The following is a 14,546-nucleotide window of genomic DNA, read 5'->3' on the forward strand; positions in this document are numbered from 1 at the left end:
TCATTTTTACACCGGAATAACACTCTTTTTAGCGCTATCTCCAAAGCGTTTACTGTTGCCGCCAGGCCGCAAGCGAATACCCCCAGCGACTTCAAATATGGCGGCGATATTTGCTTGCCTGAAACTGGCGGCGCGAGTAACTTGTCGCAACTTATCTTCAATCCTGATTGGCGGTTAATAAATGGCTAGAGCTAACGAAATAAAACGTGGTATGGCGGTCAACCTCAACGGCAAGTTACTGCTGGTGAAAGATATTGATGTGCAAAGCCCAAGCGCCCGTGGCGCAAGTACCCTGTATAAAATGCGGTTTTCTGATGTGCGGACCGGTTTAAAAGTTGAAGAGCGTTTTAAAGGCGATGAGATCCTCGATACCATCACCCTGACCCGCCGATCAGTGAATTTCTCTTACATCGATGGCGACGAATACATCTTTATGGATGATGAAGATTTCACCCCTTATAACTTCAAAAAAGAACAGATCGAAGAAGAGCTGTTATTTATTCCTGAAGGGGGCATGCCAGGCATGCAGGTTCTGACGATGGATGGTCAATTATTGGCGCTGGAATTGCCGCAGACCGTTGATATGGAAATTGTTGATACCGCCCCAAGCATTAAAGGCGCATCGGCCAGTGCTCGCAACAAACCTGCTGTGATGAGCACCGGCTTATCTATTCAGGTGCCGGAATATATTAGCCCGGGTGAGAAAATCCGTATTCATATTGCAGAACGCCGTTATATGGGCCGCGCTGAATAATACCCAATATTCTTAATTTTTCAATATGTTAAGAGCCGGAAAACCGGCCCTTAACTGTTTTATACCCTATAGATTTCAAGATGCAGGAAGGCGGCAAGCAAGATAACCCCGATGAGCTTACATAAGTAAGTGATTCGGGTTATTGAGTGCAGCCAACACACCTGCAGTTTGAAAGATGGCGGGTTATTTTAGCTCAGGGAAGAACGCCCGCTTCAGCGCCAACTCCACACCACGCACCTCAGCTAACCCTTTCAAACGGCCAATCGCCGAATAGCCCGGATTGGTTTTCTTATGCAAATCATCCAGCATCTGATGACCGTGGTCTGGGCGCATCGGGATCGGACGCATATCACCGGCAGTCTGACGGCGTTGCTCTTCGGTCAAGATGGCTTTGACGACGGAATACATGTCCACATCGCCTTGCAGATGGCCGCCTTCATGGAAGGTCTTTGGGTTCCCTTCGCGGCAGGTCGAGCGTAAATGCGTAAAATGAATACGATCACCAAAGGTTTCGATCATCTTCACCAGATCGTTGTCAGCCCGCACCCCATAAGAGCCGGTGCACATAGTAAAACCGTTATGAATACTATCAACTGTCTCTTTCAGCCACTGCATATCTTCAATGGTGGAAACAATCCGCGGTAGGCCAAGGATTGGGCGCGGTGGATCATCGGGATGTACCGCCATACGCAGACCAACCTGTTCGGCAACCGGTATAATGGCTTGCAGGAAGTGAGCCATATTTTCACGCAGTTGCGCTTTATCGATGCCGTCATACTCCGCCAAACGTGCACGGAATTGATCCAGTGTATAACCTTCTTCAGCCCCCGGCAGACCAGCAATAATATTGCCCGTCAGCTTGGCAATATCCGCTTCAGTCATCGCATCGAAGTAATCTGCTGCCTGCGCCTGTTCTTCCGCAGTGTAATCATTCACCGCACCAGGGCGTTTAAGGATATGCAGTTCGAAGGTAGCAAATGCTATCTGATCGAAACGTAATGCTTTGGAACCATCTGGCAGTTGATATTCCAGATCTGTGCGTGTCCAGTCGAGCACTGGCATAAAGTTATAGCACACGGTATCAATACCGCAGGCCGCCAGATTACGCAGCGTTTGCTGATAATTTTCAATATGTTGCTGATAGTTGCCACTGTGCGTTTTGATCTCTTCATGAATCGGGACACTTTCAACTACCGACCACACCAAACCTTTTGCGGCAAGCTCTGCCTGACGTTGCTTGATCTCACTCACCGGCCATACTTCACCATTCGGGATGTGATGTAATGCTGTCACTACTCCAGTTGCACCCGCCTGACGGATATCATCCAGCGACACCGGATCATGCGGGCCATACCAACGCCATGTTTGTTCCATTTATTTTTACCTTCTCTGCGTAAACTGTTCAGGTGCTAAAAATGTTGTTATACCGATTTCCAAGAGGTATCACTCAGCTTTATCCTTACTTTTTAACCGCCGGGTGTCAAAAAGCAAAACCTCATTGGTTGATCCACCTCACGAATATAACCAATATTGGACTTACCAATTTTATTTTCTGTCATATGGCTTTACACTGCAAGCCGATATTCATGGCAACGAGCAAAAGAAAATGGTCAGTATGGTGTGGCTTCTTTCCTACAAACAGCCGACTAAACTGGTCTAACAACTTTTTATTTGCCACCTTTTATGTCAGCCCCTTTGTAATAATCGTGGGGTGAATGATTTTGGAGCCACGTATGAACACCATTGCCAACAGCCCCCTTCCCTCAACCGTACAGCAGCCTACTTATGATAGAACAGCACTGAAAAGCCGCATTGTTCACATTGGCTTTGGTGCATTTCATCGCGCCCATCAGGCACTGCTCACTGACCGGGTGTTAAATAAACAAGGGGGCGACTGGGGCATTTGCGAAGTCAGCTTGTTTGGTGGAGACGTTTTGATTCAAAATTTACGCCAACAGAATCATCTATTCTCAGTGCTGGAAAAAGGGGCGCAAGGTAATCAGGCCATTATTGTCGGTTCGGTATGCGAGTCAGTCCATGCCCGATTAGATGGCATCATCCAAGTATTGGAAAAATTGGCCGAACCACAAGTGGCGATTGTCTCACTGACGATTACTGAGAAAGGTTACTGCATCGAACCGGGTAGCGGCCAATTGGATCTGCAAAATGAGTTTATCCGCGCAGATCTGGCGATACCCGATGCGCCAACCTCCGCTCCCGGTATTCTGGTAGAAGCCCTGCGCTTACGTCGCTCACGCGGCCTGCCACCTTTTACTGTGCTTTCTTGCGATAATATTCCAGAAAATGGCCATGTCGTGAAAAATGCCGTCCTCGGCCTGGCTATGGCCCGAGACCCAGAACTGGCTAGTTGGATCAGTCAACATGTCACCTTCCCTAATACTATGGTCGACCGTATTGTTCCAGCTGCCACCGCTGAAACCTTGCAACAAATTGCCGATACCCTGAGCGTAGCAGACCCTTGTGGTATTGCCTGTGAGCCGTTCATTCAATGGGTAGTTGAAGACAAATTTGTCGCGGGCCGCCCGGACTGGGAAGTGGCTGGAGTACAATTGGTCGATGATGTCTTGCCATTCGAAGAAATGAAGCTGCGCATGTTAAACGGTAGCCACTCATACCTCTCCTATCTGGGTTATCTCGCCGGTTATCAACATATTAATGATTGTATGGCCGACAGTAACTATCGCCTCACCGCCCGTCGCCTGATGATGGATGAACAGGCCCCAACCTTGCGCGTTACCGGGGTGGATCTTAATGCCTATGCTGATCAATTGATTGAGCGCTACAGCAACCCGGCGTTAAAGCATCGCACCTGGCAAATTGCCATGGACGGTAGCCAAAAATTACCACAACGGATGCTCGATTCCGTGCGTTGGCATTTACAACATGGCGGCGCTTATCGCTGTCTGGCATTAGGTATCGCCGGTTGGATGCGCTATGTAGGAGGGATCGACGATAACGGCCAGGCCATAGATATCCGTGATCCGATGGCTGACAGCTTTAAAAAATGTGTCGCCAGCAGTGAAGATGGCGTGGCCCGGGTACAGAGTTTGCTCTCACTGAAGTCGCTGTTTGGTGAGTCCTTACCACAGCAGCCGGTATTTGTTGATGCAGTCACCGAGGCTTACCTCAGCTTGCAACAATTTGGCGCGAAAGAGAGTGTAAAACGTTTGGCGCAGCAGGATTAATTTAGCGCGCTCACAGGGTGAGCCTCAAGAGTGAGGCTCATTAATTCCAATCGGGTAAGTGAGTGCAGCCAACACCGCTGCAACTTCAAGGCCGAAGGGTAAATTATTCTTCAAGCTGGTACGGCGCAGACTCAAACAAATAACCATCAAAATCAGGATGGTTGGCATCTGAAAGCTCGAGCAGTTTTAGTTTTACATTTTCCAAGTGCTGCCACATGGCTTGCTTAGCCGCTTTGCTGTCACGGCGTAACACCGCTTGCAAGATTTTCTGATGGTCTTCCAACCACTGCCAACGGTAGCTGAAATCCAGGGTGTGACGGTGAGCAACCTGCCACATGGCGCTGGTTTTGCGCGCTTGCCAGGCCTCTGTAACCATATTGGCTAGCACGCTATTTTGCGTCGATTGTGCCAGTAGGCAATGAAACAACTCATCAGCGCTTTCATCCACTGCCCCCGCAGCCAGTGCAGTCTTTTCCTGCTCGATGGCGTGACGCATTTTGATGATATCGGTTTTGGTCGCCTGCATGGCAGCAAAAGCGGCAACTTCGCTTTCCAGTAATTGGCGGGCTTGCAGTAATTCAAATGGGCCGTAACCACTATCAGAGGCCACTGCGGATTCACCGTTTGCTGGCATATCGGGCACGTTAACCACATAGACGCCTGAACCTTTGCGTACCTCCACCAATTTTTCCAGCTCCAGCATAATCAGTGCTTCACGAACCACACTGCGACTGACACTGAAATTTTCGGCGATGTCACGCTCAGGCGGTAAACGATCGCCTAAGTTGTATTGCCCGCTGACAATCGCCTCACGCAATTGACTGCCCACTTCCTGATATAACCGCATAACCTTATTTCCTGCATCAGGTATTGGCGTGACTAATACCAAATTGGCCTGACCAAAGGGTGTCTGAATGAGGGTTAGTATATCATGTGGTCGAACAATATCATTGTAGCGAAACAAGATGATTTTATTTGAATCGCATCATCCATCTAACACGGCTTATCACTGTGATAAGCCGTGCTTGTAGGAATGCGTCATATTGTTTGAATATATTAGAGATAAGTGACGGTGAAAATTCCCAGACTACGCTGCGGGTTCAACCATTCCAGATGGGAAGAAGCTAAATTACCCGGTAAACGAGCAGTGAGAGGCATATTAGCAGAAACAACTTGCCGTTGAGTCAATGTCTCACCATTACGATAACAGCGTGTGGTAATGATACTCTCGATGAAAGCGGTATCACATGGACTATCTACAATAGCACCAAAAAATGTAATTGTTCCTGTAGCAGACCGGGTAGATTGCGCACTACTTGCAGCAAAGGAGACTATCCATGAAAACATTATTGCTACGATAATTAGCACTCGAAAATTCATCATAACCACCTCGACTCTCATATCTGTCATTTTAAATGATAGAGGATTCCAGCCAGAGCGATGGGAATGAGCGAGCATTTTTTATTGCCCGACTCCGTTTATAACTCACTAAGATTCCTCGTAGAAGTGAATTATATTGCTTAGTCTTGCAACGCTATTAGGCGAGGTTCCTAACATACCTAGGAAATTGTCTGCCTTTTAGCCTTTTTCGTTTAATAATAAGCTTGGCTGGTGTTATATCCTCTTCTGATAACATCGACACCCATGAGCCTTTTCTTGAGAGGTTATTGAAAATAAATTTACGGTAGGAGGCCTCTGATGACAAAAACGAACTTGATTACTGGCTTTTTGGGGTGCGGTAAGACCACCACCATTCGCCATTTATTGTCACAAAAACCGCAAAATGAAAAATGGGCGGTACTGGTTAATGAATTTGGTGAGATTGGTATTGATGGTGCGCTATTAGCAGACAGCGGTGCGGTATTAAAAGAAATACCGGGCGGGTGCATGTGTTGTGTTAATGGGTTACCGATGCAAGTGGGTTTGAATATGCTGCTACAGCAGGCAAAACCGGATCGGTTATTAATCGAACCGACTGGATTGGGCCATCCAAAACAGATCTTGTCTTTATTAACCTCCGATATTTACCAACCCTGGATTGACCTGCGTGCCACCCTCTGTCTGGTCGATGCCCGCCAGTTAAGTGAACCGCGTTATACCGAAAATGAGAACTTCCGCGACCAACTGGCGGCCGCAGATATCATCGTGGCAAATAAGCAGGATACCTACACCTCACAGGACTACAGTGCATTGCAGCAATGGCATGACCGCCAATCCATGCCACGTCCACTTTATTATGCAGAACAAGGAAAGGTAGATGCGGCCCTGCTTGATATCCCACACAGTAATAATAATGAATTGCCTGACGGTACCCATCACCACGGTTCAGGGCGACAAAAAGGCTTGGCGGCACTCCGTTTAAAAGGGATCGAGCCTTGGCGGCGAGCGCTGAATCAGGGGCAAGGTTATCAGAGCTGTGGTTGGGTATTTAATGCTGAGACAGTGTTTGATACGGTTCCATTGTTGGAATGGATACGGTTAAATCCAGTGGAGCGGGTCAAAGGTGTTATGCGTATTGCCGAAGGCACTTTGGTGGTTAACCGGCAAGGTGCTGACTTGCAAATAGAAACACGTCAAATAGCACCACTGGACAGCCGAATTGAGCTGATTAGTGCCTCTGAAGCGGATTGGAACATGCTACAGCATCAATTACTGACTATCAGACTACATAAAGGGGTATGATATACCTCGATTTTTATTTGTTACACAATTCATACATTGATAATTTATAGGCCCCGCATGACTCGGCGTAATTTACCGACAATACTACTGCTCAATTTTCTTGGGATTGCTTTGTTCTTATCTTGGTATATCCCGGCGCACCATGGCATTTGGTTTAAAATAGACTCGGCAATATTCTTCTATTTTAACCAACACCTGCTGTCCAGCACGTCATTTCTGCATTGGGTGGCTATCACCAACAACCGGATTTTTGATGTTATTTCCCTAATATCTATGGGGCTGCTTTATTTGTACTTCTATATGAAGGAAACACCCGCGGGTCGCCGCCGCCTGATAGTCACCGGGTTTGTTATGCTATTAACTGCGGTGGTCCTCAATCAACTAGGTCATCTGCTGCCTGTTTCGCATCCCAGCCCGACACTGACGTTTGAAAATATAAATCGCGTCAGTGAATTAACCGGTATTCCAACCAAAGATGCCTCCAGTGATAGTTTCCCTGGCGACCATGGCATGATGCTGATGATCTTTGCCTGCTTTATGCTGCGCTATTTTTCCCGCGGTGCTTTTGCCATCGCCCTACTGATCGTCGTTATTTTTTCAATGCCACGGGTGATGATTGGCGCGCATTGGTTTACTGACATTGCGGTCGGCTCACTGTCGATAGTGCTGGTTGGGATAAGCTGGGTATTGCTGACGCCATTAAGTGACAAGATAATTGATGTGATTAACCGGAATCTACCAGGGGCAAAAAGCCAATAGCGTTATTGGCTTTATATTAAGGCAAAAAAGTTCATTTTTTGCCTTTCTCTCACCTTAACCTTTTCCTTCATTTATTGTTACCAAACGGCTACAAATCCAGCTATCCACTTTTAATCTGAAATTTTACATTATGTTACATAACCTTTAGCTATAATAATGGATGTAAAAGGTCTCGCCTTTTATTAATCATTACGGTAATCTCGAAAACGTTTGTGTTCGGATTTGGGTCATTCGCCTCTTGCATGATTAATATTGTGCGTTCTAGCACAGTTATTCAGTTAAGTGATTGTCTAATCGGATCTCAATCAATAATCTCGATTCGTTTGGTTTTTTTGGTAGCGACATCCGTCGTAAGGACAGCAAGGGAAAACAACAACAATGGTCAAGTCTCAACCTATTATGAGATATATTCTGCGGGTAATTCCTGCGGTTGCAGCAGCGGTAATGTTATCCGCGTGTAGTTCATCACAGACTTCGAACTTACATAATGCGCAAACTGAGATGCGTGCAGTTAATGACAAAGATGGGCTTTTACTGCAAGCCTCTCAGGATGAATTCGAAGCGATGGTACGCAACGTTGACGTCAAGTCGAAGATTTTAGAACAGTATGCAGGGTGGAAAGGGGTTCGTTATCGTTTAGGCGGTAGCAGCAAACGCGGTATTGATTGCTCCGCATTTGTACAAACCACTTTCCGTGAACAATTTGGTATGGATTTGCCACGCTCAACCTCTGAGCAGCAGGATCTTGGCAAAACAATCCAACGAACTAAATTGCGCCCCGGTGATTTGGTGCTGTTCCGTGCAGGTTCGACTGGCCGCCATGTAGGTATCTACTTAGGTAACGATAAATTTGTGCATGCATCGACCAGTGTCGGTGTGACGATATCGAGCCTAAATGAAGATTATTGGAATAAGCGTTATCGCGATGGCCGTCGTGTCCTAAGTAGCGGTTCGCGCAGTTAGCTGATTTTTATTCCTGTTGTCCGAGATACCAAACGAAACTGTAAAACGCTGCCATTGGCAGCGTTTTTTATTGTCTGAACATACCTCCTTATCCTTCCGCTACCAGCCCAATTTCCGGTCAATTTGTAGGAAACCTCCTTTTTTGGCTGGAGGGCGCGAAATCCAAGAATTTTCTGTGTAAGATAATTCCCGCTTAGCTGAGACTTTTCTGGCGATCAGAGATCTCTACCAACGATTTATCCTTATAAAATTATATAGGTCGTGTTAATAAGCTGGGGATTTGTTTTATCGAAGCATATTGCCAAAAATATATCGGTATAAATGAACGCTGCTTGTTTCAGTTATTTGATGCATTTAAACCGCATCTTTTATTTATATTGAATAGAGATTCAATTGGATAGGCTAATTACTGTTAACCCTGCGCATTGGCAAACTGGTAGCGTTGCGTTGCTAACTTAACTTATACTCATAACACTTTATCGATCATGCTGAGGAGCGGCGTAACATGGGTTCAAACAGTGCGTTCTCCCGCAATATTTTATCCAGACGCCATCTTGTAAAAAAAAGTGTCATCCTCGCACTCTGTTTTTTTATTTGCTTTGTCATTATTACTTTGTCATTACTTTATCGCAGTAGTGAACGTAAATTAACAACACAAAGTGATCATATTATCTCCTACGCCTCCCAGTTTCTAAATGAACTGACTACCACTATGTCTCAACTTATCCCGCTAAGTGACAAAAGTTGTGAGCAAGCCAGCCCGGCACTCCACTATCGGGCTGCATTTACTAATGGTGTCAGAGCATTTTTATTGGTTAGAGACAGTATCGCTTATTGCTCTTCAGCAACAGGTGATATGCAAGTCGCTGTCAGTGCGCTATATCCTAAAATAAACTTACATCAGCCGTTGGACTTTAAAATTCAGCAAGGCACCCCCATGATGCCCAGTAAACCTGCGGTCGGGGTGTGGTTGCGTGAAGCTGGGCGCGGCAATACCGGTGTATTGGCGACATTAGAATTAACCTTACACCCTTATTTATTGCTGAATTATTCAGATAATCAAGTCAACGGCTTAGCCATTATTATTGATGAATTAGCGGTAACGACTTTTGACTCTAAAGTCTTACCTATCAGCCAGCTACCGGCACGCGCCTCTCGTGAGATCCAGCTACCGGGCTACCCGATTAAAATATTGATTTATCATACTAGCCTGACAGCTGATGACATTCGCATGACCCTATTAGGAGGGCTATTACTTGCCGGTCTGGTTGGAATCCTTGCTTATTATATTTTAATTGCCAGCCAGAGTGCTGAAGCTGAAATTTTGCGCGGTATTCGACGCGGCGAATTCTTCGTTGAATATCAACCAGTATTTCGTTCACATGATCGTTCATTATCTGGCCTTGAAGCGCTTATTCGTTGGGAACATCCTATTGAAGGGCGTATATCCCCGGATCTTTTTATTCCCTATGCGGAAGCTCAACATCTGATTCAGCCATTAACCCGGCATCTATTTGAGTTAATCATTAAAGACAGTGAATTAATAGCAGACCACCTTCCGGCTGGGACTAAACTGGCCTTTAATATTTCCCCTGTCCATCTTGCTGATGATAACTTCCGCAAAGATGTTTCTCAGATGTTAAAGCAATTAAATACGGATATCTTGGCACCAGTATTCGAGATTACCGAGCGTGGTATGGTTGAAGAAGAGCTCGCTATTAAACAATTTGCCTGGCTGCGTTCTCAGGGGATACAAATTGCTGTCGATGATTTTGGTACCGGTCATAGCGCCCTGATCTATTTAGAACGTTTTACTTTAGATTATATTAAAATTGATCGTGGTTTTGTCAGCACCATCGGCATTAATACCGTAGCAGCACCGGTATTAGACGCAGTACTGATGCTGGCAAATAAACTCAATATTGAAACCGTCGCTGAAGGTGTTGAAACAGAGCAACAGCTCCAGTATTTGGCACATCATGGCGTAAACTACTTACAAGGTTACTTACTCAGCAAACCATTATCTGTTAAAGATCTCGTCATATTTTATAATAAAAAATAGTAACAAAAAAACATATTCAAAGTAATTGACGTTGCGGCCTGACTGCGCATACACAGCTCGAATGAGCTGATTCGAGTAAGTTATTTGGCTTAATGTTTGCTTTAATCCCCTGCAAACTGGTAATTTCGTTTAAGATTATTATTATCAGAATGAAACGCAGGAGCTTACCGCCAATATGTTGCCACGCCTATTTGCTGCCTTGGTACTTTCAGCCCTGAGTTTTGGCCTACAGGCTGAAACCATCAAAGAAGGCGTCTCTTTTGCCATACTGGGTGAACCTAAGTATTCATCCGATTTCAGCCATTTTGATTACGTCAATCCAGCCGCCCCGAAGGGTGGGGATATCACGCTATCGGCCATTGGTACCTTTGATAACTTTAACCGTTATGCATTGCGCGGTAACCCGGCGATACGCACTGAACGGCTGTATGACTCACTATTTGGTACCTCAGACGATGAGATTGGCAGCTACTATCCATTAATTGCCGAGTCCGCACGTTTTGCGCCTGACTTACACTGGATTGAAGTTGATATAAATCCACGTGCCCGTTTTCATGATAACACCCCTATTACCGCACAGGATGTAGCCTTCACCTTCAATAAATTTATGACCGAAGGTGTGCCACAATTTCGCATTATTTATAAAGGCGTACAGGTAAAAGCCATTTCCCGGCTGACAGTGCGTTTTGAATTCCCGGAACCGAATAAAGATAAAATGTTAGGTTTGTTTGGCTTACCGGTGATGCCTGCTCATTTCTGGCAAAACCATAAACTGAGTGATCCGCTGAGCAAGCCCCCCGTTGGCAGCGGCCCTTATCGCATCGGCAAATATAAGATGGGCCAGTTTATTACCTATGAACGGGTGAGAGATTACTGGGCAGCCAATCTGCCGGTTAACCGTGGCCAATATAATTTTGATACCATCCGCTACGACTACTATCTGGATGATAAAGTCGCATTGGAAGCCTTTAAAGCCGGTGCATTCGATTTCCGTGAGGAAACCTCACCGAAGAGTTGGGCGACACAATATGTCGGGGGTAATTTTGCGAAAAATTATATCGCCAAGCAGGATATTGTCGACAACTCAGCACAAAATACCCGATGGCTGGCATTTAACGTTCAGCGCCCGATTTTTAGCGATCGACGAGTTCGCCAGGCACTGACGTTAGCTTTTGACTTTGACTGGATGAATAAAGCCTTCTATTTCAATAGTTATCAACGCACCAATAGTTTCTTCCAAAATACTGAATATGCGGCAAAAGGTTATCCAGATAGTGCCGAACTGGCTTGGCTGGGTCCGTTGAAGGGCAAAGTACCACCAGAGGTGTTCACACAGATTTATCAGCCGCCACAAACTGATGGCAGCGGCGACTCACGGGATAATCTGTTAAAAGCACGGGAATTGCTCAGCGAAGCAGGCTGGGAAGTGAAAAATCAGCAATTGGTTAACAGCAAAACCGGTAAGCCTTTTGTTTTTGAATTGCTGTTACTCAGTGGCAGTAACTTCCAATATGTTCAACCGTTTAAACATAATTTGCAGCGTTTGGGCATTACCATGAATATCCGCGAGGTTGACAGCTCCCAGTTTGTTAACCGCCTGCGCAGTCGGGATTACGATATGATCCCGACGGTTTACAGTGCCTTCCCCTACCCTAGCCCAAATCTGCAAATTTGGTGGAGCTCGGCTTATATCGATTCCAGTTATAACTCCTCCGGGATTAAAGATCCGGCTATTGACCAATTGATCGCAGAGATTATCAAACATCAGGATCAGCCAGAGGCATTACAGTCCCTTGGCCGGGCACTTGATAGGGTATTGACCTGGAACTATCTGATGATTCCGATGTGGTACTCCAACCATGCCCGCTTTGCCTATTGGGATAAATTCTCGATGCCGGCAGACCGCCCCACCTATTCGCTTGGGTTTGATAGCTGGTGGTTTGATGTCAACAAGGCAGCTCGTCTGCCAACAGAACGTCACTAGGGGGCTGCTGTGGGTGGATATCTATTACGGCGACTATTGCTGGTTATTCCCACGCTGTGGGCAATCATTACCATCAACTTTTTTATTGTGCAAATTGCACCGGGTGGGCCAGTTGATCAGGCGATTGCCAATATTGAATTGGGTCACTCCAGTGGATTTACCGCCGGTGGCGGTGATGGTGGGCTGGGGGGGGCTAAAGTCGGCCTCAATGCGGCACAAGTGGGTGATAGCAACTATCGCGGTTCACGCGGGTTAGACCCAGAAGTTATTGCCGAAATCAAACAACGCTTTGGTTTTGACAAGCCGCTGCACCAGCGCTATTTCGATATGCTATGGAGCTATGTCCGCTTTGATTTTGGCGACAGCCTGTTCCGGGGTGAATCGGTAATGTCGTTAGTGAAACATAGCCTGCCGGTCTCTATTTCACTTGGGCTATGGAGCACGCTGATTATTTATCTGGTTTCTATTCCATTAGGCATTAAAAAGGCGGTGCGCAATGGATCAGCTTTTGATACCTGGAGCAGTACTCTCATTATAATCGGGTATGCCATTCCTTCGTTTCTGTTTGCGATTTTACTGGTGGTGTTGTTTTCCGGCGGCAGTTATTTCGATCTATTCCCACTACGGGGGCTGGTTTCCAGTAACTTTGATACCCTGCCGTGGTACGGCAAAATAACCGACTATTTGTGGCATATCACTTTACCGGTATTGGCTACCGTCATTGGCGGCTTCGCCACGCTGACGATGCTGACCAAGAACTCGTTCCTTGACGAAATCCGCAAGCAATATGTGGTGACTGCGCGCGCTAAAGGGTTACCCGAAGAAAAAATTCTGTATCGCCATGTCTTTCGCAACGCCATGTTGTTGGTTATCGCTGGCTTCCCTGCCACCTTTATCAGCATGTTTTTCACCGGGTCGCTGTTGATTGAAGTGATGTTTTCACTCAATGGTTTAGGGCTATTGGGTTATGACGCCACTTTGCAGCGTGATTACCCAGTGATGTTTGGCACTCTTTATATTTTCACCCTGATTGGTTTACTGCTGAATATCCTCAGTGATATCACCTACACCCTGGTTGATCCACGGATTGATTTTGAGGGCCGCCAATAATGATACGGCTAAGTGCTATTAATCAGGCCCGCTGGGCGCGTTTTCGCAATAATCGCCGTGGCTACTGGTCACTGTGGATCTTCCTGACACTGTTTATTATCAGTCTGTTTGCCGAACTGATCGCCAATGACAAACCGCTACTGGTGAACTATCAGGGCCGAATTTATATGCCTTTTATGGTTAATTACAGCGAATCCACTTTTGGTGGGATTTTAACCACGGCGGCAGATTATCAAGACCCTTATGTGATTGGCCGGATTAATGACAATGGCTGGGCCATCTGGGCACCCATACGTTTTAGCAATAACACCATCAATTTTGCGACTGATGTCCCTTTCCCTTCGCCACCTAGCCGGACCAACTTGCTGGGCACCGACAGTACTGGCGGCGATGTCTTAGCCAAAGTCATCTATGGTTTCCGTATCTCGCTGTTATTCGGCCTGACATTAACCCTGTTCTCCAGCGTAATTGGTATCTGTGCTGGCGCGGTACAAGGTTATTACGGCGGCAAAATTGACTTGTGGGGGCAACGATTTATCGAGGTGTGGTCGGGGATGCCGACACTATTTTTAGTGATTCTACTGTCCAGCATCGTCCAACCCAACTTCTGGTGGCTGTTAGCCATCACCGTGCTGTTTGGCTGGATGGGATTAGTGGGTGTGGTGCGAGCAGAATTTCTACGTACCCGAAATTATGACTATATCCGTGCAGCACGAGCTATGGGAGTAGGTGATCGAGTCATTATGTCGCGCCATATGTTGCCCAATGCCATGGTGGCAACACTAACCTTCCTGCCCTTTATCCTGTGCGGTTCGATAACCACACTAACCTCACTGGATTTTCTCGGTTTTGGCCTGCCGATGGGGTCACCGTCATTAGGCGGTCTGTTATTAGAAGGTAAAAATAACCTTCAGGCTCCCTGGCTTGGCATCACCGCATTCCTGGTATTGGCAGTGCTGTTATCTCTGTTGATCTTTATCGGCGAAGCAGTACGTGACGCCTTTGACCCAAGTAAGGTGTACTGAT

14 protein-coding genes are annotated in these 14,546 nt (G+C 46.4%); 10 read left to right on the forward strand and 4 right to left on the reverse strand.

What is annotated here, in order from left to right; translation table 11 throughout:
• Positions 1-6: 6 nt before the first annotated feature.
• Positions 7-150 carry a hypothetical protein gene (locus Q2T72_RS14170; protein WP_193784630.1) on the reverse strand — a complete coding sequence of 48 codons (144 nt, stop codon included), beginning with the start codon at positions 148-150 and terminating at the stop codon, positions 7-9.
• 31 nt (positions 151-181) lie between these two features.
• Here Q2T72_RS14170 and yeiP point away from each other — a divergent pair, with 31 nt between their 5' ends.
• Positions 182-754: an elongation factor P-like protein YeiP gene (gene yeiP / locus Q2T72_RS14175; RefSeq protein WP_083158363.1), complete on the forward strand. Its 573-nt coding sequence runs from the start codon at positions 182-184 to the stop codon at positions 752-754.
• Positions 755-937: 183 nt separating this feature from the next.
• On the opposite strand, the gene uxuA is transcribed toward yeiP, so the two are convergent.
• On the reverse strand, positions 938-2,128 hold the full coding sequence (uxuA, locus tag Q2T72_RS14180) for a mannonate dehydratase (RefSeq protein WP_083158362.1): 1,191 nt from the start codon (positions 2,126-2,128) through the stop codon (positions 938-940).
• A gap of 103 nt (positions 2,129-2,231) precedes the next feature.
• Here uxuA and Q2T72_RS14185 point away from each other — a divergent pair, with 103 nt between their 5' ends.
• Both Q2T72_RS14185 and Q2T72_RS14190 read left to right on the forward strand, forming a co-directional pair.
• The gene (locus tag Q2T72_RS14185; RefSeq protein ID WP_372569347.1) at positions 2,232-2,414 is read left to right on the forward strand and encodes a hypothetical protein; all 183 of its coding nucleotides are present in this window, start codon (positions 2,232-2,234) and stop codon (positions 2,412-2,414) included.
• Between the two features lie 73 nt (positions 2,415-2,487).
• A complete protein-coding gene (locus tag Q2T72_RS14190) occupies positions 2,488-3,960 on the forward strand; it encodes a mannitol dehydrogenase family protein (protein ID WP_372559390.1) in 1,473 nt (490 codons plus the stop codon).
• A 103-nt stretch (positions 3,961-4,063) separates the two neighbouring features.
• Here Q2T72_RS14190 and Q2T72_RS14195 read toward each other — a convergent pair whose 3' ends face one another.
• Together Q2T72_RS14195 and Q2T72_RS14200 are read right to left on the reverse strand one after the other, a co-directional pair.
• Positions 4,064-4,807 carry a GntR family transcriptional regulator gene (locus Q2T72_RS14195; RefSeq protein ID WP_083158360.1) on the reverse strand — a complete coding sequence of 248 codons (744 nt, stop codon included), beginning with the start codon at positions 4,805-4,807 and terminating at the stop codon, positions 4,064-4,066.
• Positions 4,808-5,016: 209 nt separating this feature from the next.
• Positions 5,017-5,343 carry a hypothetical protein gene (locus Q2T72_RS14200; RefSeq protein ID WP_083163547.1) on the reverse strand — a complete coding sequence of 109 codons (327 nt, stop codon included), beginning with the start codon at positions 5,341-5,343 and terminating at the stop codon, positions 5,017-5,019.
• A gap of 315 nt (positions 5,344-5,658) precedes the next feature.
• Here Q2T72_RS14200 and Q2T72_RS14205 point away from each other — a divergent pair, with 315 nt between their 5' ends.
• From Q2T72_RS14205 to Q2T72_RS14235, 7 genes are all read left to right on the forward strand, one after another.
• A complete protein-coding gene (locus tag Q2T72_RS14205) occupies positions 5,659-6,642 on the forward strand; it encodes a GTP-binding protein (RefSeq protein WP_083158359.1) in 984 nt (327 codons plus the stop codon).
• 57 nt (positions 6,643-6,699) lie between these two features.
• The gene (locus Q2T72_RS14210) at positions 6,700-7,401 is read left to right on the forward strand and encodes a phosphatase PAP2 family protein (protein ID WP_083158358.1); all 702 of its coding nucleotides are present in this window, start codon (positions 6,700-6,702) and stop codon (positions 7,399-7,401) included.
• 378 nt (positions 7,402-7,779) lie between these two features.
• On the forward strand, positions 7,780-8,364 hold the full coding sequence (gene mepS, locus Q2T72_RS14215) for a bifunctional murein DD-endopeptidase/murein LD-carboxypeptidase (RefSeq protein ID WP_083158357.1): 585 nt from the start codon (positions 7,780-7,782) through the stop codon (positions 8,362-8,364).
• A 505-nt stretch (positions 8,365-8,869) separates the two neighbouring features.
• Positions 8,870-10,426 (forward strand): cyclic di-GMP phosphodiesterase, encoded by a 1,557-nt coding sequence (locus Q2T72_RS14220; protein WP_083158356.1) that lies wholly within the window; start codon positions 8,870-8,872, stop codon positions 10,424-10,426.
• Positions 10,427-10,601: 175 nt separating this feature from the next.
• Positions 10,602-12,410 carry an extracellular solute-binding protein gene (locus Q2T72_RS14225; protein ID WP_372569348.1) on the forward strand — a complete coding sequence of 603 codons (1,809 nt, stop codon included), beginning with the start codon at positions 10,602-10,604 and terminating at the stop codon, positions 12,408-12,410.
• Positions 12,411-12,419: 9 nt separating this feature from the next.
• Complete coding sequence (locus Q2T72_RS14230; protein ID WP_083158354.1) at positions 12,420-13,520, forward strand: microcin C ABC transporter permease YejB; 1,101 nt, start codon at positions 12,420-12,422, stop codon at positions 13,518-13,520.
• The gene (locus tag Q2T72_RS14235; protein WP_193784629.1) at positions 13,520-14,545 is read left to right on the forward strand and encodes a microcin C ABC transporter permease; all 1,026 of its coding nucleotides are present in this window, start codon (positions 13,520-13,522) and stop codon (positions 14,543-14,545) included. The genes Q2T72_RS14230 and Q2T72_RS14235 overlap by 1 nt, the downstream gene beginning before the upstream one ends.
• Position 14,546 lies beyond the last annotated feature (1 nt).

This window comes from Yersinia sp. 2466 StPb PI (genome assembly GCF_041538325.1).
Lineage (GTDB): Bacteria > Pseudomonadota > Gammaproteobacteria > Enterobacterales > Enterobacteriaceae > Yersinia > Yersinia enterocolitica_E.